General features: G+C 28.0%; 13 protein-coding genes. 9 read left to right on the top strand and 4 right to left on the bottom strand.

Annotated features, from left to right (window positions below):
- Positions 1-84 precede the first annotated feature (84 nt).
- From B3W71_RS04505 to B3W71_RS04495, 3 genes are all read left to right on the top strand, one after another.
- Positions 85-5,481: a diguanylate cyclase gene (locus B3W71_RS04505; RefSeq protein WP_346887751.1), complete on the top strand. Its 5,397-nt coding sequence runs from the start codon at positions 85-87 to the stop codon at positions 5,479-5,481.
- Between the two features lie 360 nt (positions 5,482-5,841).
- Positions 5,842-8,769 (top strand): insulinase family protein, encoded by a 2,928-nt coding sequence (locus tag B3W71_RS04500; protein WP_346887750.1) that lies wholly within the window; start codon positions 5,842-5,844, stop codon positions 8,767-8,769.
- Positions 8,770-8,830: 61 nt separating this feature from the next.
- On the top strand, positions 8,831-10,066 hold the full coding sequence (locus B3W71_RS04495) for a competence/damage-inducible protein A (protein ID WP_346887749.1): 1,236 nt from the start codon (positions 8,831-8,833) through the stop codon (positions 10,064-10,066).
- 196 nt (positions 10,067-10,262) lie between these two features.
- Here B3W71_RS04495 and B3W71_RS04490 read toward each other — a convergent pair whose 3' ends face one another.
- The 4 genes from B3W71_RS04490 to B3W71_RS04475 form a co-directional block, all read right to left on the bottom strand.
- Positions 10,263-11,543 carry a S8 family serine peptidase gene (locus tag B3W71_RS04490; RefSeq protein WP_346887748.1) on the bottom strand — a complete coding sequence of 427 codons (1,281 nt, stop codon included), beginning with the start codon at positions 11,541-11,543 and terminating at the stop codon, positions 10,263-10,265.
- 347 nt (positions 11,544-11,890) lie between these two features.
- Positions 11,891-12,784 carry a selenium metabolism-associated LysR family transcriptional regulator gene (locus tag B3W71_RS04485; RefSeq protein ID WP_346887747.1) on the bottom strand — a complete coding sequence of 298 codons (894 nt, stop codon included), beginning with the start codon at positions 12,782-12,784 and terminating at the stop codon, positions 11,891-11,893.
- Positions 12,785-12,894: 110 nt separating this feature from the next.
- Positions 12,895-13,326 carry a DMT family transporter gene (locus B3W71_RS04480; RefSeq protein WP_346887746.1) on the bottom strand — a complete coding sequence of 144 codons (432 nt, stop codon included), beginning with the start codon at positions 13,324-13,326 and terminating at the stop codon, positions 12,895-12,897.
- Between the two features lie 100 nt (positions 13,327-13,426).
- The gene (locus B3W71_RS04475) at positions 13,427-13,975 is read right to left on the bottom strand and encodes a hypothetical protein (protein WP_346887745.1); all 549 of its coding nucleotides are present in this window, start codon (positions 13,973-13,975) and stop codon (positions 13,427-13,429) included.
- Positions 13,976-14,335: 360 nt separating this feature from the next.
- Here B3W71_RS04475 and B3W71_RS04470 point away from each other — a divergent pair, with 360 nt between their 5' ends.
- The 6 genes from B3W71_RS04470 (at position 14,336) to B3W71_RS04445 (ending at position 20,056) form a co-directional block, all read left to right on the top strand.
- Positions 14,336-15,592, top strand: a complete 1,257-nt coding sequence (locus B3W71_RS04470; protein ID WP_346887805.1) for a UDP-N-acetylglucosamine 1-carboxyvinyltransferase — start codon at positions 14,336-14,338, stop codon at positions 15,590-15,592.
- A 47-nt stretch (positions 15,593-15,639) separates the two neighbouring features.
- Positions 15,640-16,425 (top strand): MBL fold metallo-hydrolase, encoded by a 786-nt coding sequence (locus B3W71_RS04465; protein ID WP_346887744.1) that lies wholly within the window; start codon positions 15,640-15,642, stop codon positions 16,423-16,425.
- 31 nt (positions 16,426-16,456) lie between these two features.
- Entirely contained in the window at positions 16,457-17,035 is a 579-nt protein-coding gene (locus tag B3W71_RS04460) for a GerMN domain-containing protein (RefSeq protein ID WP_346887743.1), read from the top strand.
- A gap of 90 nt (positions 17,036-17,125) precedes the next feature.
- Positions 17,126-17,623, top strand: a complete 498-nt coding sequence (locus tag B3W71_RS04455) for an SEC-C metal-binding domain-containing protein (RefSeq protein WP_346887742.1) — start codon at positions 17,126-17,128, stop codon at positions 17,621-17,623.
- Between the two features lie 170 nt (positions 17,624-17,793).
- The gene (locus B3W71_RS04450; protein WP_346887741.1) at positions 17,794-18,435 is read left to right on the top strand and encodes a lactate utilization protein; all 642 of its coding nucleotides are present in this window, start codon (positions 17,794-17,796) and stop codon (positions 18,433-18,435) included.
- Positions 18,436-18,721: 286 nt separating this feature from the next.
- Positions 18,722-20,056 (top strand): FAD-dependent oxidoreductase, encoded by a 1,335-nt coding sequence (locus B3W71_RS04445; protein WP_346887740.1) that lies wholly within the window; start codon positions 18,722-18,724, stop codon positions 20,054-20,056.
- The last annotated feature ends 478 nt before the right edge of the window (positions 20,057-20,534 follow it).

Below are 20,534 nucleotides of genomic sequence, written 5' to 3'. Positions count from 1 at the left end.
TGGTACAATATACAATGTAAATAGTTGTGAGTTATTTAACAATAATTTATATTAACTTTTTATTACTTTAGGTAGGGACTAAATATGAAGATAATTAATGAAAGATATAAAATAGTAGAGTTATTAAATCAAAATAGAATTTATTCTTTATATGAAGCCATAGACATAAGTAACGATATGTCTATGGTAAACATTTATGTTTTAAATAATTCTAATATAGAAAATAAGTTGCTTGATTTTTGTGTATCTGAGTATGAGAAAATACCTACTATACAAAATGATGCTTTAAAGATTTTAGATTTTGGTGTAGTAAATAATGTTGAGAATAAGGATAAGAAGGATAACTATTACTATATTACAGAGGTATACAATAATTACCGATTATTGTTAGATGCTGTAGAAGGAATTTCAGAGGAAAACTTAATTAAAGTATTCTTAGAAATATGTATATTAGCGTACAAGCAAAGTTACAATTATATTAAGGTAGTTCCATTTCATGAGGAAAACATATATGTAGATTTAGACCTTAAAGTGAAATTAAAAGATAAATTAACTGCACTTTTACAATCAAGAGAGATTGGTATAGGTATTCAATCAGAAGATATAGAAGAGCTTATAGAAGGGTCTTCTAATAAGTTTAATGAAGAACAATATTATATAAATAAATTGTCTGAAATATTAATAAACATGGTATTAAAGAATAAAGGTATATATGGGGATGCCAAAACCTATAGAATAATCATGAAGCATATGGAAAATAATGAAGGGCAAGAATATAAGGAGTTATTTAGCGAAAGATTGTATAATTTAATAGATAAACTTTGCAATAACAAGAATAATTTTACAAATAGTATCTTTGATGTTATAGAGCAAGTTAATTCTATATACAATATGAGCTATAAATATAAAATTGATAAGAAAGAAAAAGAGCTAAATTTCAATATACCTTTAATAGGTAGAAGTGAAGAAATAAAAACCATTATAGCTTCAATAAATCATATATTTAAATATCACGAAACTAAAAATGTTATATTGGTTCATGGTGAAATAGGAATTGGTAAGACTAGATTATTAAAGCATATAAAATATATCATGGGTATTAAAGAAAATAACGGTATTAAATGTTTTTATATTAAAAGCAATAAAGAAGAAACTACAAAGGCTACCATTGGACAACTATTAAGAAAAATAGTTAGTATTGCAGATAAACATTTAATTAACAAATATAAAAAAGAAATAATGCTTTTAGCACCAGAAATATATGGTGATGGTTATGAAGATAATTTTGGTTACTCTAAGTTAAATAATAAAGAAAAACTTATACTTATAGCTAAGATATCGTCATTTTTACAGGAATATTATCATGATAACCCAGGAATAATTATTATTGATGACATGAATATGTATGATGCATTAACATTAAATGTAATACATTATGTTTTAAATAAATCAGCTTCTGCAAACAATATTCTTGTTATTATAGGATATAGAGATGGAGATTATCTTAATAATAATAACTTTACAGAATTTATAGATTATATTAAAGATAAGGTAGATTTAAATGTTCATCTCAGATCATTAACAGAGGATAGTTCTGCAAAGATGCTAAGAAATATATTAAATGTTAATAAGATATCTGATGAGTTTATAGACAACTTATATAAATACTCCATGGGGAACCCATTATTTATAGAAGAATATTTAAAGGATTTATGTAATAGAAAAATTATATATATAGATGAGGAAAATGGTAAATGGCATAAACCTAAAGAGCATGATATGTATATGCCAATTAATATGAAAAAGATTTGTGAAAGTCAATTAAAAGATTTAGACAAGCTATCTTATGATATTTTATATATAATGTCATTCTTTTATACTCCAATGCCGGTGAAAGTTATAAAGGATGTACTTATAATAGATAAACCTTATATATATAATGTAGTTGAGGAACTAGTAGCCAAGGGGATACTATACAGTAGTATAGGGGATAATGGGTTTGTATATACTTTTTATAATAAATTTTTAAGAAGTTATTTATATAAGGATTTAGATGCTTCTATAAAAGAAGATATTCACAAAAAAATAGTAATAGTACTTGAAAAATATTGCTATAAGGATTTAAACATTTATATAGAAGAAATTATATATCATCTTGAAATATTGGGCTTTAGTAGAAAATTAATATATTACTATCAAAAAAATGAAGAGAGATTAGAGAACATTAATAGAGTGAATGAAGCCATAAGATATAATTTCAAGATTCTTGAAATTATCGATAAGCTTGAAAATAAAGATGAGTTTATACAAGATGAAATAAATGCTAATATGAATTTAGGAAGATTATATAATAGTCTATCGGATAAAAATGTAGCCATAGAACATTATATTAAAGCTCAAGGACTATGTAAACCTCAGGGGTTGTTAGTTACTAGTGTAGATATTATGGTAGAAATGATATGGATATACATGGATTTAGGAAATGATAGAGAGATAGAGTATTACACTAAGGAGATATCTAAAATATTAGAAAAGTTAGACTATCTGACAGGCACTATAAAATATTTAAGAATCATAACAAGAGATTTATATAATAATGGTGAAAATGATAAGCTTAAAGACGTATGTAATTATGGTATAAGTCTTTGTAAGGAAGAGCATATGGATTATAAAGTTGGATTTTATAATAGCTATTGTAATGCATTGATTGCTCAAAGTAAGGAAGAAGAAGCCTTAAATATATTAAAGACAACGGTTAAGGAATGTTGTGAAAAAAATTACACTAAGGCATTACCAAGAATTTATAATAGTATAGGAGTAATATACAGTGATTATATTCAATGTGAAGAAGAAGCACTAAATTGGTTTAAAAAACTTCATGAATTAACTAAACTTGAGGAAAATAAGTATTATGAAGTAACAGCTTTGTCTAATATGGGATTTTCAAACTATGTCTTAGCAAATTATGATGAAGCATATAAATATCTAAATCAAGCTTCTAATATAGCTGCTCAGAATGAATTAATATATATGAATTTTTATAATTATGTTTATATAGCATCTACCTTATATAAGCAAGGAAAGTACTCTGAATGTTTTAGATATGTGGATATATGTAATAATTATATAGAAAACAACTTTATCTTTGGACAAGAGTTAGCTCCATACCGTATATTATCATATTATGTAAAGAGCTTACTTGGAAAAAGAGAAGAGGCTATGGAATATTTATTAGAAGGAAAGAAAGCCTTTAATAATACTAATTCTATAGTGAAATATAAAATAGAACTGCTTTGCATTATAAATAGAATGCTTTTATATAGTGAATTAAATAAAATTGAGGATATAATTGAGGCTAGTGAAAAAATAGTATACGTAGATTTAAAGGTATCAATGTTGTGTGATGCAATTTTACAACTTTTAAATCAAAACTTAATTGAAATAGCTAGAGAGATATATAATTATGTTAAAAGGTTTGAAAATAAAATAAAATCTAACTTTAATAAGCTAGCTTTAATATATATAAAAGTGGCTATAGACGAATGTAAGGCTATAGATATATTGGAAGAGTCGTTATCCTTATATAAGGAAATTAAAAATCCTAATTTAATGTGGAGAATATATTCTAAAATAGGATATAACTATTATGAAAAGGGAGATAAGGCGAATGCAGCCATATATATTTCAGAAGCTTGTGATATAATACTAGATATTTTATTACAAATCCCTAAAAATCATAGGAAAGCTTTTTTACAGAATCAAAGGTCTATGGTAGATTGTTTTGAAGTATTGTTAAAGATAAAGAATTACTATAATAAAGAAAAAGGTATAAAACTAACTAAAATAGATATTGATACAATGGAAAATATAGAAGATTTATTTCAGACTGTAGTAGAAAGTGATTTTATAAATGATGAGTTTATAAAATCTTTAAAGAATTCGTCTCAAGACTATTTAAAGAATATTGACAACATTGAAGACATTCTAAATAATTTATGTGGAAATAGTAAAGATAGTATGGATCTTATATGTAAATATATAAGTTATATTAGTTTATCCACTAAAACTAGCATAATAATAGAAAATAATAATAAATTTTCTGTAGTAGCAAGCAATGATAATATTTTAGAGTTACCAGAGGATATGTCTATAGTTAATATAGCTAGAAATAAGGGTATGCCTATCAGATTAAGTAGAAAACTTATTAATGATGCCAATGGAAATATATTAAGTTATGATATTAAAAATAATATAAAAACAGCTATGTGTATACCAATAACTCAAGTTTCTAGGACTAATAGAGATATGAGTAAATATGATTATAGCCATGATGTACTAGGATATATATATGTGGAGAGTAATAGAAAATTAAACAATATAAATGAAAATACTATGCATAAGTGTGTTACTATAGGTAAAATTTTATATATGATAATTGATAAATTAAATATTAAGAGAAACTCTACTATAGACAAGCTAACCAATACATTAACTAGAAAGCATTTAGAGGCATTTATTCACGAACAAATAGACAGATCGTTTAATCTTAACTCAGAATTTTCAACTGTAATGGTGGATATAGATAAGTTTAAGGCTATAAATGATACCTTTGGACATAGAATGGGTGACCAAGTGTTAAGTAAGGTATGTGAAGTTATAATTAAGAATATAAGGCAAGATGATGCGGTAGGAAGATATGGTGGAGAAGAGTTTATTATAGTGCTACCCAATACAGATATCGAAGAAGCAAGAAATATAGCAGAAAGAATCAGAGTGAAAATTAATGAAGCTAAAATTATGGGAGATAAGAGACAAGTAACAGTAAGTTTAGGGGTGGCTAATTATCCTAATCATGCAACTACTTATGAAGAACTTATTGAAAAATCAGACCAAGCTTTATATGCAGCTAAAAATAGTGGACGTAATGCTACTAGAGTGTGGGATGAAGCTTATGGCTCTAAAATAAGTACTACTAATAAGTTAAGTGGTATATTTATAGGTAGTGAAAATCAAGATTTTAAGAATGTTTCTACTTTAATTGAATTTATAGATATGATTAATGAAGAAAGAAATATAGATGAAAAAATTGCCACTATAATCAATAGAATTGCAGAAGTTACAGAATCTGATTTATGTACATTATTTATATTGAAAGAAGAAAAATTAATAAGTAGATATTCTAAAGCTACTGATGAATCTAATAATGAAATTGATAAAATGTACAACTACAATAGGATTATGTCTGCAATAAATTATGGCGAAAATATTTGTGGAATAGATTGGGATTATTTAGAGGACTATGATGAGATTAAAAATATTCCAGATTTAAAGTCTAATATAATAGTCTTATTAAAAGATAAGGTTGGTATAATAGGAGCAATATGTTTGACAGCTTCAATTAATCATAAGGAATTTACCTATGATGAACTAAATTTTGTTAATACATTAGGTAAAATAATTGTTCCTATACTAAAAGAGTAAGATTAATATTAAATTTAAAGGTATGAAATTATGAATCTAGTTTCATACCTTTTTTATTATCTTTATATTTTAATAAAACTTCTACATTAAATTTACTTGAAATAATAGATTACCACTGTAGAATATTAATAAAAACTTTAAAATCTATATTTTTACATTGGCAACTTATAAGATATAATCTAATTAAGGAATAATTTTAAGAATAAGTGATTTATTACATTGTTCTTAAATATTATAAAGGTTGTTTATAATTTTCCTAAACTTTATATTTAAACTAAAACAATGAATATTAAAGTTAGGGAGATAAATAATAGTAGTACTATAAAAGGTAAAACGATAAAAATTAGTAGGAGGAGAAAGATGAATTATAATGTAGGGAAAATATATCATGGGTTTAAATTAAATAGAGAAGAAAAAGTAGATGAGATGAATTCTATAGCCAGAGTTTTCATACATGAGAAAACAGGAGCTAGATTACTACACTTAGAAAATGATGATTCTAATAAAGTGTTTGCAATAGGTTTTAAAACACCTCCAAGCGATGATACTGGTGTTGCACATATATTAGAGCATAGTGTACTTTGTGGTTCAAGAAAGTTTCCTACAAAGGAACCATTTGTAGAGCTTATAAAAGGTTCACTAAATACATTCCTAAATGCTATGACCTTTAGTGATAAGACTTTATATCCACTTGCAAGTAAAAATGAAAAGGACTTTTTCAATTTAATGGATGTATATTTAGATGCTGTTTTCTATCCTAATATATATAATACTAAGGAAATTTTAATGCAAGAAGGCTGGCATTATGAACTAGAAAATACTGAAGATGATTTAACATACAAAGGTGTAGTCTATAACGAAATGAAAGGGGCCTTTTCATCACCAGATGGAGTATTAATGAGAGGTATTCAAAAATCTTTATTTGAACATAACACCTATGGCTTTGAATCTGGTGGAGACCCAGAATTTATACCAAGTTTAACGGAGGAAGAATTTTTAGGATTCCATAGTAAATACTATCATCCATCTAATAGCTATATATTCTTATATGGAGATGGAAACTTAGATAAGATGTTAGCATTTATTAATGATAGTTATTTAAATAACTTTGAGAAAGAGGATATTGACTCTGAAATATTACCAGAGAAACCTTTTAAAGAAATGAAAGAGGTTGTAACAGAATACTCTATTTCAACTGAAGATAATGAAAATGAGAAAACCTTAATGGCATTAAACTTTGTTACAGGAGAATGTACTGATGACGAGTTATATCTTAGCCTAAGTATATTAGAGTATCTATTATTAGAAACTCAAGGAGCTCCTTTAAAACAAGCAATACTTGATGCTAATTTAGGTAAAGATGTATATGGAAGTTTTAATAATGGAATTTTACAACCCGTATTTAGTATAATACTAAAAAATAGTGAAGTAGATAAAAAAGAAAAATTTAAGGAAGTTGTGTTTGATACCTTAAAATCTTTAGTTAAAAATGGAATTGATAAAAAGCTTATAGAAGCATGTATTAATATTACAGAGTTTAAGCTAAGAGAAGCTGATTTTCAAGGGATCCCTAAAGGATTGTTCTACTATATGACAGCTATGGATAGTTGGCTTCATGATGGAGATCCTTTAATGCACTTAAAATATGAAAAGAATATTGAAAAAATAAAAGAAGCTTTAACTACAAATTATTTTGAAGATTTAATTGAAAAATATATACTAAATAATACACATAGCTCATTATTAGTATTAGCACCTAAAAAAGGGTTAGCAGATGAGAAGGATAAAAAGCTAAAGGAAGAGTTAAAGGAATATAAAGAAAATTTATCTCTAGAAGAAATTCAAGATATAGTTAATGAAACAAGGAGTCTAATAAACAGGCAAAACACTCCTGATTCAGATGACATATTAGAAACTATACCAGTATTATCTGTAGGTGATATAGATGAAAAGGTTGAGGACTTAGGTATTTTGGAAGAAGAAGTTTGTGGAGTAAAGCTCCTTCACCATGATACATTTACAAGTAAGATTGCTTATTTAAGCTTTATGTTTGATAGTAAATCTATAGCTCAAGAAGATATTCCATACCTAAGTTTATTAAGTGCATTACTAGGTAAAATTAACACTAAAAATTATAGTTATGTAGATTTATCAAATGAAATACTAATTAATACAGGTGGAGTATATTTCAGAAGTGAAGTATATGGAGATAGTAAGGAAGTTCTTAGATATAGTCCTTATCTCGAAGGTCATTGTAGTGTAGTAGTAGATAGAGTTCCTAGAGCTTTAGAAATATTAGCAGATATAATAAAGAATACTTCCTTTGAAGATAAGAAAAGAATAAGAGAGCTTGTAAGAGTTTTAATATCAAGAATAGAAATGAAGCTTACTGATAGAGGACATCAAGTTGCAACTACAAGATTAGGAGCCTATTTTTCACCTTCCTATGCATATATAGAAAAAACTTCAGGTTACGAGTATTATAAATTCTTGAAGGATTTAGAAAATAACTTTGATGAGAGAATAGATGATATTATCGCTAAGTTAGAATCTATAATGAAGAGAGTATTCAATAAAAATAGTTTGATAGTAACAGTAACAGGTAAAGATGAAGAAGTTTATGCTGTAAAAGAAAATGCATCTAAGATATTAGATGTATTGTCTAATGAAGAGGTAAAATTTAATGAGTATACCTTCAACGAAGAAAATAAAAATGAAGGAATGCTTACTCCATCTAATGTTCAATATGTAGCTAAAGGATATAACTATAAAAAGTTAGGATATGAATATACAGGTAAATTATTAGTGTTAAAAACTATAATTGGTATGGATTATCTATGGAATAAAGTTAGAGTACAGGGTGGAGCTTATGGAGCCTTCGCTAGCATTGTAAGAAGTGGTAACTTTATGTTTGCTAGTTATAGGGACCCTAATATAAAAGAAACTCTAAAGGCTTATGACAATGCAGCTCAATATTTAGATGGTTTTACAACTACAGATAGAGAGATGTTAAAATATATTATAGGAACTATAAGTGAGCTAGATATGCCATTAACTCCATCAATGGCAGGAGAAGCTGCAGTTAGCTATTATATAAGAAGAATTTCTAAAGAAGATAGACAACAAGAAAGAAAAGAAGTATTATCAACTACAATTAAGGATATTAATAGCTTCTCCAAACTAGTATCAGATGTTATGAATATGAATTACGTAGTAGTTCTTGGAAATGATAGCAAAATTAAAAATAATAAGGATGTATTTAAAAATTTAGAGAGTGTATTTAACTAAGGGGGGAGAAATTTAATGAGAAGTCGTGATTTATTTTATGACTTCTCATTAAAACAAATATATGAAGTGTGAAATACTTGCGGTAGGAACAGAGATTTTATTAGGAGATATAGTAAATACTAATGCTCAATATATTGCAAAGAGATTAAATGAAGAAGGTATTTTTGTATATTATCAATCTGTTATAGGTGATAATCCAGATAGACTGAAAAAAGCTTATGAGCTAGCCTTTTCAAGATCAGATTTAGTTATAACTACGGGAGGTTTAGGACCTACTAAAGATGATTTAACCAAGGAGATTGCCTTTGAATATTTTAATAAAACTTCTGTTTGTCATAAAGAATCTTTAGAACATATTAAATCATATTTTGAAAAGACCGGAAGACAAATGGGAAAGACTAATGAAAAACAAGCATATTTTCCAGAAGATGCTATTATATTAAAAAATAATAATGGTACCGCTCCTGGATGTATTATAGAAGAAAATAATAAAATATTAATTATGTTACCCGGCCCACCTAAAGAGATGAAGCTAATGTTTGAGGAGAGTGTAATACCTTATTTAAAAAAGTTCTCTAATGAAGTGCTAGTATCTAAGGTTCTTAGAGTAGTTGGTGTAGGAGAAAGCTTAGCAGCAGAAATGATAGGAAATTTAATAGATAGCATTAATCCTACAGTAGCACCTTATGCTAAAAATTCAGAAATGGTATTTAGAATCACAGCTAAGGCAAATAGTGAAATAGAGGCGAACAAATTAATAGAGCCTGTAGAAAATGAGATAAGAAATATATTAGGAGACAATATATATGGAGAAGGCGAGGTTACTCTAGAGGATGTGATAGGAGAAATGTTAGTTAATAGAGGATTAACTATTTCTACCGCAGAATCATGTACTGGGGGGATGGTATCATCAAGATTAATTAATTATCCTGGTATATCACAAAGCTTACTTGAAGGCGTAGTAACTTATAGTAATGAAGCTAAAATGAATAGAATAAATGTTAAAAAAGAAATTCTTGAGAAATTTGGAGCAGTTAGTCATGAGGTGGCATTACAAATGGCTGAAGGAGTTGCAAAGACTTCAGGAACAGATATAGGAATCTCAACTACAGGAGTAGCAGGTCCAGGCGGGGGAACAGCTGAGAAACCAGTAGGAAGAGTATATGTAGGATTATATTATAAGGGGAAAATTACTACAAAAGAGTTAAATCTTGTAGGAGATAGACAAAAGATAAGAGAAAAAGCTACTATAAATATTTTAGATATGCTAAGGCGTGAATTATTAAAAGATAAATAAGGCATCTTCAAAAAAAATAAGTCAGAATGCTCGTCTATTTTATGTTATACTGCGTTAACAGAACCCTTAGATAGTGCTACTATCTGCGGAACCTATTTCCTTGTCTAACCAAAAATATACTTCACATCTTTGACTTATTATTTATTTTCAGATGCCTAATATAAAAGTGAAACATCCCATATTAATGAGGGATGTTTCACTTTTTATGTTTGTGTTTACTTTTTCCATTTTTGCTACTTTTAGCATTTATGATTGAATCTAAATTTGAATTAATTAAATTAGCAATATTTATATATCCATTCCCTTGCTTATATTTTTTATCGTTTATTAAAGTTGAATTTATTCTTAATAGGGTATATATATCATCAAAAGTAAAGTTATTATTTATTTCAAATAATAATGCACATACACCAGCTATAAAAGCGCAGGACATAGAAGTTCCACTACGAATAGTATAAGGAGAGGTAAGAGGTGGTGGATATATTTTTTCTCCATCTCTTTCGGATATATAATTACAGTTAGAGTTTAAAGATATGATATCATCACTAGCAGCAACAAAATCAGGTTTTTTTAATATTTTAGTAGAGCCACAACAAGAATATTCGCTTATTTTATAAGTAGAGTTTGTATCTATTCCACCTATGGTAAGTACTTTGTCAGATAAAGCTATACCCTTTATAGTATCTTCCTTATCTTCATTATTACCAGAAGGTGCAACTATTATTATGTTTTTATTTTTAAGCATAGTAAAAAGTTTGTCGTATAGGGATAAAATAAATTTATTTAAAGTAGTTATTTCAAAGGGTATACATACTATTTTTATATTAAATTCATCAATATTATTATATAGACATTCTAAGGCAAATAAAGTAGCTGAAATATACCCCTTACCAAGTTTATTGAATGCCTTAACCATAACTAAATGGCTATCAACAGCGATTCCACGTTGTTTTATCTTTTTATTAGTACTTTCTCCACATATTAATCCAGAAATAAAAGTTCCATGGCCGTTGTCATCATAGGGATAGGTTAATCCATTTATTACATCAATAAACTTTTTTATTTTGTTTGATGGTGTTGATAATTCTATATGAGGATATACTCCACTATCAATTATACCAATACCAATACCTTTACCAGAGAGAGATCTATTATTTAGCAATTCAAATTTCTTATTATCTAAAAAAATCCCGTTAGAATGAAGAAGATTCTTACTACATAAAAATGCTATATCATCAATACATATATATTTAACCTCAGGAAGTTCCAAAATTCTTTTAATAGCCATCTTTGTAGCAAGTACACATACACAATGTAAGGATTTAATATTATATAAAACTTCGCCCTTTGAAGATTTAATCTTCTTTTCTATTGAATCCTTAATGCTTCCATATTTAATTATGACTCTATATCTATTATAAATATCATTATTTATCATATCTTTAAGAGTTGGGTCAAGTTTTTTATTAAAAAGCATAGAAATACTCCTTATATACTTATTACACTTATCAGTATATGTAAACTGAAAATATTTGTTAAAGCTTTTATTGCTATAAACAGAGTTCTTAGAACTATAATATTTAGAAGTTCATATCTGGTCTTTATCTTGAAGTCTAAAAAGAGCTTATATTACATAAATATCTACTTAGATAGTGTTTTTATAGAGTTTTATGAGAAGTATTTGGGGAGCTGTTATGCAATGAACGTTCACATTAAAGAATCGTCGTACAGTTATATAAGAGATATTGGGGAAGCTTGCATGGGATAAAAATTAAAGCTAGGACTAAAATTTTTAGTCCTAGCTTTTAAAAAGTTTTTATAAGTTTATGATAAATTATATATATCTTTACACATAGAATAAAAAGCTCTAGCAATAGGGGTAAGAGTTCTCTTAGAACTTACCACTAAAAAGATATCTCTTTTTAAATCCACATTTTCTATTCTGCTGATATGTATATCTCTATTTATAAATCCATCGTCACATAGGCTTTTGCTGATTATAGAAATTCCTTGACCTAAGCTAACAAACTTAAGTTGAGCATGAATACTATTTACCTCACAAAGAACTTTCAACTTTTTAGGATCTATCTTGTTAGCATGAAGTTGAGACTCCAAGGTATGTCGAGTTGCAGATTCTTTTTCTCTTATTATAAAAGGATATTTTACTAAATCGTTAAGAGAAATAGTATCAGGAAGATTTAATTTTGGATTTGAAACAATAACAAGCTCATCTTCCATTATTTTGTAGCTGTTTATTTTTGAATTGTCTATAATTGTACCAACTAAACCAATTTCGCATTTAAGATCTATAATGTCTTTAATTATAGATACAGAACCTTGTTCCTTAATATTAAATTTAACATTTGAATAAAGTTCACTAAATTTTGAAACAAGTGAAGGTAGCAATGAATTACAAGGAGTAGTACTAGCAGCAATATTTAAAACTCCAGTAATATTATTATTAAAATTAGATAGGTCTGTAATAGCATTATTTCTTATATTTATAATATCATTAGCATATTGTAGAAAGGATTCGCCTATAGGCGTTAAATTTACTTCCTTAGATGTTCTATCAAATAATTGAATATTAAGTTCCCTTTCTAAACTAGAAATATGTGAACTTATAGTAGGCTGAGATAGGTAAATAGCATTTGCAGCCTTAGAAAAGCTTCTAAGTTTAGATACTGTAATAAATGCTTCTAATTGTTTAAAATCCATAGTCTCCCCCCCATTAATAACTTAAGATTTAATATAACAATTTATATGAAAGAAAGATTTTTACTTATTGAAATTAAAATCTCCTCACATAAAAATAGAAAAGATAGAGATTATCCTTTCCATTTAAAAATTATAATTCCTGCTATCATTATGATAACACCAATACATTCACGTATTCCATAGCCGGCTTCATTAGTGCCAAACCAACCAAAATGATTAATAAGTGCAGCTGCAATAAGTTGGGCAATAAGAATAGTCGCTACAGCTACAGCTGGACCAAGACTAGACATACCTTTGATTACGGTAAAGGTAATAACAGTACCTAATACACCAGCTAGAAGATAGAGCTTATTAGCATCTTTTAAATTTCTAAAGCTACCATCGCCGGCAAAGAATAATACTACAAGTGCAGTGACAAGTGCAATAGCTTGAGTTAATACTGTAGTTTCCCATAGCCCAATTTTTTTTGAGAGTTCTGTATTAAACACACCTTGAACGCTCATAGTTACCCCTGCAATTATCGAGAAAATTATACCCCACATAAAGTTTTCACCATCCTTTTAAAGATAGCTTACCCAAATGTGGATATAATTATTAAAATTTTAAGGATGATATCTATGTTTAATTTTATTAATTATAAAGCTAAAACTCTTTTAAATCATAACTTTTAACCAAAGTATCTCGCCTATTATTAAGTTGTTTCCAAATTTCAATTTTATTTATCTTAGTAAAATTGACTAAATCTGTCTTATCTTTAGATTCATCTAAGGTAAATAAATTATTTGAATAGGCTTTTCTAATAGCATTATTAGCATTAGAAATAGGCATGTTAAAGTGCGATAAACTTGAGAAATCTTTAGCACTTATACCATAAGTATTAAACATGTCAAACATACTTCTAGATATCTTATTTATGTATCCTTTATCTTTAACCTTCAAATTTACAGTGTTAGATGTATCGTTGATATATATGTCATTATCAATTCCAACTTTAAATCTTTTATAAGGAGATAAAATTTTTGAAATTATCTCATCTAACTTATCAAGCTCTGTATTAGAAACAGAACCTAGAGGAATGTATAAATTAGATACGTTTTTATACAGCTTATATCTCTTATTTAAAAATTTTTGGATAGATACAATATCATCAACAGATCGATCATCTACCAATGCAACTAAATAATATTTCATTTTTTTCCTCCCAAATGTAGATTTTTATTATAAAGTATTATATCATTATAAAATACTTTAACGCTACAATTAACAGTATTATAACATATAATAATAGGTTATAATAGACATATGTGGTGAATTATATTTTCATTCCATTGAAGTAAGTTCAAGTTATGTATTAATATAGGAAAACATATAAAAAATAAGCCTATAAATTTAAAATTTTTATTAAAATACATAAACATTGTGTTATAATTATAATTATGAGATTTTTACATTAAGAGAATGAATTTAATTGACATAGATATAGATAGACATGGAAGTAAATTAATATGTATAAAATATGGACATTATATAAATAGTGAGGATGATACCTGTATGGAGAAATTAGTTATAAATGGAGGAAATCCATTGTTTGGAAATGTGAATATTAATGGCGCAAAGAATGCAGCTGTAGCAATTTTACCAGCAGCAATTTTAGCATCTAAGGAAGTTTGTACAATAGAAAATGTTCCCAATATAGAAGATATAAATTGTTTGGAAATTATTTTGAAATATTTAGGATGTAAAGTAGAAATGAGTTGTAATTCAATTAAAATTGATAGCACTAATATAGTAACAACTAACGCTACAATTCCAGAAGTAAGAAATATGAGAGCATCTTATTACTTATTGGGAGCATTATTATCTAGATTCAAGAAAGCTAGAGTAGAGCTTCCTGGTGGTTGTCCTATTGGAGATAGACCAATAGATCAGCATATTAAGGGATTTGAAGCCTTAGGAGCTACTGTCACTATAGAGCATGGTGCAGTAAATCTTTATGCAGAAAAATTAATTGGAACAACTATATATTTTGACGTGGTTAGTGTAGGGGCTACTATAAACATTATGCTTGCAGCAGTTCTTGCAGAAGGGGTTACAGTTTTAGAAAATGCAGCAAAAGAACCTCATGTAGTAGATGTAGCTAACTTTTTAAATACCATGGGAGCAAATGTAAAGGGTGCTGGAACTGATGTAATAAAAATCACTGGGGTAAGTGAACTTTCAGGCTGCAATTATTCAGTTATACCAGATCAAATTGAAGCTGGAACTTTCATGATAGCAACAGCGGCTTGTGGTGGAGAAGTTAAGTTAAATAATGTAATACCAAAACACTTAGAGTCTATTTCAGCAAAACTTGTAGAAATGGGAGTAGAAGTTATAGAGGAAGATGATAAAGTCACAGTTAAGAGTGGAAATAACCTAAAGGGAGTAAACATAAAGACACTACCATACCCAGGATTTCCTACAGATGTACAACAACCGATGAGTACCCTTTTAACTATGGCTGAAGGTAGAAGTATTGTAAATGAAAGTATATATGAATCAAGATTTAAGCATATAGATGAATTAAAGAAAATGGGTGCAAATGTTAAAATCGAAGGTAGAATAGCTATAATAGATGGTGTTGAAAAGCTATATGGCACCAGCGTTAAGGCTACAGATTTAAGAGCTGGTGCTGCTTTAGTTATTGCAGGTCTTGCTGCTCAAGGTAAAACTGAGGTAGAGGGCATTGAACATATCGATAGAGGATATTTGTATATAGAAGAGAAGTTTAAAGCTTTAGGTGCAGACATAAGTAGAGTAAGTATGTAGTTTTAATTATGTAGTAATTTAGTAGATACTAGATTGAGGAGATAATTATGAAATTTTGCCCATTATTTAGTGGTAGCAGCGGAAATAGTATATTTGTATCAGAAAATAATAGTAATATTCTAGTAGATGTAGGGATGCCAGGTAAAGCTATCGATAAAGAATTAGTAGATATAGGAGTAAATCCTAAATATATAAATGGTATATTTATTACTCATGAGCATTCAGATCATATTAAAGGTGCTGGAGTATTTTCAAGGAAATATGATATACCTATATATGCACCAAGTCTAACTTGGAAAGCTATGGAAGGAAAGATTGGGAGTATTAAGGAAAAAAATATAAAAGTAATAGATGGTAAATTTACTGAAATTAATGATTTAATAATAGAGAATTTTCCTATACCTCATGATGCAGCATCACCTAGAGGTTATAGAATACATGGTTCTAAAAAATCCTGCTGTATAGCTACAGATTTAGGCCATTTTTCTATAGAAGTAAAGATGGCATTAGAAAACAGTGATATGATTTTAATAGAAAGTAATCATGATATAGAAATGGTTAAATTTGGACCATATCCATATCCATTAAAGCAAAGAATACTAAGTGCTAGAGGACATTTGTCTAATGAGGATTGTGGTAAAGCTATAGTTGATATTTTAAAAGGAAATCATAAAACTATCTATTTAGGACACCTTAGTAAAACAAATAACTATCCAGAACTTGCCTATGAAACTGTAGCAGGTGTATTAAGAGAAAATAATATTAGTGTGGAAAAAGATATAGATTTAAAGATGTGTAATAGAGATAGACATAGTGCATTATCAGAAATATAAGAATAGCTTAGTTAGTAATAGGAGGTGTAGAATGAAAAAGAAGACCTTTAGTTTAGTATTAACATTAATAATAGCTGTATTAGTTGTAGGAGGCATTTATATTGCAAAAACTATGGTTATAAAGAAAGATAAAGCAAGCATTTTGAGTAAAGAGAAACTTGAAAATGCTAAAAGCGCTACAGCGGAGGAAGGATACGTTGATATAACTTTATATTTTGGAGGAAGTTCTGAAAAATCTGAGATTATAAAGGAAGAAAGGCTAATGAATAGTGAAGAATTAATAGGTGAGATGATTATGCAAGAACTCATCAAAGGACCAGCTATAGTTAGTGATTCAAGTAAGCCTATTTTACCAAAAGAGACAAGGGTTTTAAACTTTTCTATTAAAGATGGTATAGCCAATATTAATTTAAGTAATGAAGCCATGTTTGATATGTCTGCAGTGCAAGAAGAAACAGTGCTTAAATCCATCACAAACTCTTTGAGTCAATTAAAATCTGTAAGTAAGGTAATGATTACAATAGATAATCAAAGAGTAGAGAGCCTAGGTGGTCACTATAATATATCAAAGCCATTTAGTAAGGATGAAATAGTTACTTTAAAAATATAGAATTAAGATGTTATTGAAACATATATAAAAATTTATTATAATTAATGAAATAAATACTATAAATATTGGTATAAAAAAGGAGAAAATAACATGAGCATATATAGCAATTGGACAAATTATGTTGTAGAGTTTGTAAAAGAAAATGGAGAACCTGAATTTTGGAAAGAATATGCAAAAATTGAAAAAGAAATATATACTAAAACTTTATCAATGGATAATGGTGTTATTAGTGGAAAATTCTCTGAACTAGCTAAAGAATTTGATGTTAATGAGATTTATTTTATGGGATTCCTAGATGGAATTAATGAAAGTATAGATAAAGAACTTGATCTTGAAGCTATAGAGAATGATTCAGAAATCAATTTTAAAATAGATTATGAAAAGTTATATTTTAATATGCTTGATTCTAAAGCGGACTATCTTTACACATTACCACAATGGGATAGAATATTCTCACCAGAAAAGAGAAAAGAAATACAAAGAGCTTGGAGAGAATCAAAAACTATAGTAAATGAAACTAAAATTGGTAGAAATGATGCTTGCCCATGTGGTAGCGGTAAAAAATATAAAAAATGCTGTGGTAAATAATGTAGTTACTAGACCTAATGAAATTTTATTTCATTGGGTTTTTTATGCTATATAGATACATAATAATGCATAATATATAGAAAAAATGTATATATTAGTATAAGAAACTTTTACATATCTTTAACTATGATATAATTATTTATATAATGAATTTATGGGGGAATTTGCATATGGATGAAAATATGAAATGGTTGAAAGAAAGTAGAATTAATACTACGATTAATTCGCTTAAGAGAAATGGAATAAGTGGGTATTTAGTGAATAGCAACAAAGAGCTTATAGATAAAATTAATGAGCTTACTAAAGATGGGGATACTGTAGGTTGCGGAGGTTCGATTACATTATTTGAAACTGGAATTATTGACTATTTAAGAAGTGGTAAATATAATTTTTTAGATAGATATAAGGAAGGGTTAAGCAAGGACGATTTAAAAAAGTTATATAGAAATACTTTTTCTGCAGATGTATACTTTACTAGTACCAATGCAATTACAGAAAAAGGAGAGTTATATAATGTAGATGGAACCGGAAACAGAGTAGCAGCTATGTTATATGGACCAGATAAAGTTATAGTTATAGCAGGGATAAATAAAATTGTAAAAGATATTGAAGAAGCAATAGAGAGAAATGAAAGAATATCAGCACCTGCAAACTGTAAAAGATTAAGTAGGGATACTCCTTGTATTAAGGTAGGACATTGTGTGAACTGCTCTAGTGAAGAGAGGATTTGCAATGAGTATACGATAATAAAAAGGCAAGGAAATAAAGATAGAATGCATGTAATTTTCTTAAATGAGGAATTAGGATATTAAAAAATTAGATTTAGATATTAGAGTTTATGGCTAGAGCATAAACTCTTTTTTATTTATTTATAATTCTAAGATATTTGATGAAAATTAAAGATAGATTAAGAGAATGAAAGCCTATTTATTTATATATACTAATAAGAGTATTGAATTAATATATATTAGATGTAAAATATTATTAGATAATGATTGTTAAATAACAAACATTGTTTATGAATACAATCAGAACAAATTTCATAATATAATAAAGAATAAATTTTATGTAGGTGCAGATTATAGGAGGTCATGTAATATGAAAATTGCAGTTATAGGATGTACACATGCTGGAACGGCAGCAGTAGTAAATGCAAAACAACTTTATCCAGACAGTGAGATTACAGTTTACGAAAGAAATGATAACGTATCCTTCCTTTCTTGTGGAATTGCTTTAAGCGTATCAAACATAGTAAATGAACCAGAAAAGTTATTTTATAATTCTCCAGAAAACTTAAATAAGCTTGGAATAAGCATGAGAATGAACTACGACGTAACAGACGTTGACGTAGAAGGAAAAACCATTACAGCTAAAAATTTAAAGACAAACGATGTAGTACAAGAGAAATATGACAAATTAATTCTTACTTTAGGATCATGGCCAATAGTTCCTAACTTTGAAGGGAAAGAACTTGATAATGTATTACTTTGTAAAAATTATAATCATGCCAAGGTAATTATAGAGAGATCTACTGAAGTTAAAAATGTAGTTGTTATTGGTGCTGGTTATATAGGAGTAGAGCTTGCGGAGGCTTTTGAAATACAAGGTAAAAACGTAACTTTAGTAGATGCAGAAGAAAGAATAATGAGTAAATACCTTGATAAGGAGTTTACAGATATAGCAGAAAAGGAATTTAAAAATCGTGGGATAAGATTAACGCTAGGAGAAAAGGTACAAAAATTTGAAGGCGAAAATGGTAAAGTATCTAAAGTTGTAACGGATAAAGGAAGCTATGAAGCTGATTTAGTTGTACTTTGCATAGGATTTGCACCAAGCACAAATTTAATAAAAGGTAAGTTAGATACTCTTCCTAATGGAGCTATAATAATAGATGATTACATGAGAACTAGTGTCAAAGATGTATTTGCAGCCGGAGATTGCTGTGTTGTAGAGTATAATCCAGCAAAGGATAAGAGATATATTCCTCTTGCAACTAATGCTGTTAGAATGGGGACTTTAGTAGCTAAAAACTTAGTAAATCCAACTCTTAAGTATATGGGAACTCAAGGGACTTCAGGAATAAAGATATATGATAAATGTATAGCATCTACAGGATTAACTGAAGAAGTTGCTAAGAAAACTACATCTATGGATATTGGATCAGTAATTGTTAGTGAAAATCATAGACCAGAATTTATGCCAACTTATAAAGAAGCCATGATAAAGCTTGTTTATGACAAAGCAACTAGAAGAATTCTTGGAGGTCAGATTATTTCTGACGAGGATTTAACTCAGCACATGAATACATTATCTGTAGTAGTACAAAATAACATGACCATAGAAGAACTGGCAATGACAGATTTCTTCTTCCAACCACACTTTAATAAGCCATGGAGTTTATTAAATACTGTAGCTCTTAAAGCTCTAGAATAGTAAACGAATTTATAGTATATCATTTTAAAATAATGGGCTTTCGCAAAAAAAGCTAATCTAAATAAATATTGAATTAAGCACTTATATTAAAGTGAATCTTCAATATTTTATATAAGATTAGTGATATATTTTGCGAAAGCCACTTATTTTTTAAGTTAGTTAAAATCAATGCAGATAGCACTATCAATATTCTAAGTTTACGAGATAACATGAAGGATAAATGCCATTAAGTCAATAGATAGGGCAACATTTTAATATTTTAACATTTTAAAATGTTAAATATTTAAATAGTTTACTTTATAACTTTTTAAAATGTTAAAATGCTCCAATACCTTTAAGGTATACTACTCATGGCTTAAGGCATCTTCAAAAAATAAATAAGTCAGAATGCTCGTCTATTTTGTGTTATACTACGTCAGCAGAACCCTTAGATAGTGCTACTATCTGCGGAACCTGTTTCCTTGTCTAACGCACAATC

It is taken from the genome of Clostridium sp. UBA1056, from assembly GCA_002316385.1.
In the GTDB taxonomy this organism is placed as follows: Bacteria; Bacillota; Clostridia; order Clostridiales; family Clostridiaceae; genus Clostridium_J.
This window is presented reverse-complemented; position numbering and strand designations above follow the sequence as displayed.

Excerpts from the sequence above, each read along its gene's own strand:
- B3W71_RS04490 (WP_346887748.1), bottom strand. The coding sequence starts at position 11,543 with ATGCTTTTTAATAAAAAACTTGACCCAACTCTTAAAGATATGATAAAT.
- B3W71_RS04475 (WP_346887745.1), bottom strand. The coding sequence starts at position 13,975 with ATGAAATATTATTTAGTTGCATTGGTAGATGATCGATCTGTTGATGAT.
- B3W71_RS04495 (WP_346887749.1), top strand. The coding sequence starts at position 8,831 with ATGAAGTGTGAAATACTTGCGGTAGGAACAGAGATTTTATTAGGAGAT.
- B3W71_RS04465 (WP_346887744.1), top strand. The coding sequence starts at position 15,640 with ATGAAATTTTGCCCATTATTTAGTGGTAGCAGCGGAAATAGTATATTT.
- B3W71_RS04505 (WP_346887751.1), top strand. The coding sequence starts at position 85 with ATGAAGATAATTAATGAAAGATATAAAATAGTAGAGTTATTAAATCAA.
- B3W71_RS04480 (WP_346887746.1), bottom strand. The coding sequence starts at position 13,326 with ATGTGGGGTATAATTTTCTCGATAATTGCAGGGGTAACTATGAGCGTT.
- B3W71_RS04500 (WP_346887750.1), top strand. The coding sequence starts at position 5,842 with ATGAATTATAATGTAGGGAAAATATATCATGGGTTTAAATTAAATAGA.
- B3W71_RS04445 (WP_346887740.1), top strand. The coding sequence starts at position 18,722 with ATGAAAATTGCAGTTATAGGATGTACACATGCTGGAACGGCAGCAGTA.
- B3W71_RS04470 (WP_346887805.1), top strand. The coding sequence starts at position 14,336 with ATGGAGAAATTAGTTATAAATGGAGGAAATCCATTGTTTGGAAATGTG.
- B3W71_RS04485 (WP_346887747.1), bottom strand. The coding sequence starts at position 12,784 with ATGGATTTTAAACAATTAGAAGCATTTATTACAGTATCTAAACTTAGA.
- B3W71_RS04455 (WP_346887742.1), top strand. The coding sequence starts at position 17,126 with ATGAGCATATATAGCAATTGGACAAATTATGTTGTAGAGTTTGTAAAA.
- B3W71_RS04460 (WP_346887743.1), top strand. The coding sequence starts at position 16,457 with ATGAAAAAGAAGACCTTTAGTTTAGTATTAACATTAATAATAGCTGTA.
- B3W71_RS04450 (WP_346887741.1), top strand. The coding sequence starts at position 17,794 with ATGGATGAAAATATGAAATGGTTGAAAGAAAGTAGAATTAATACTACG.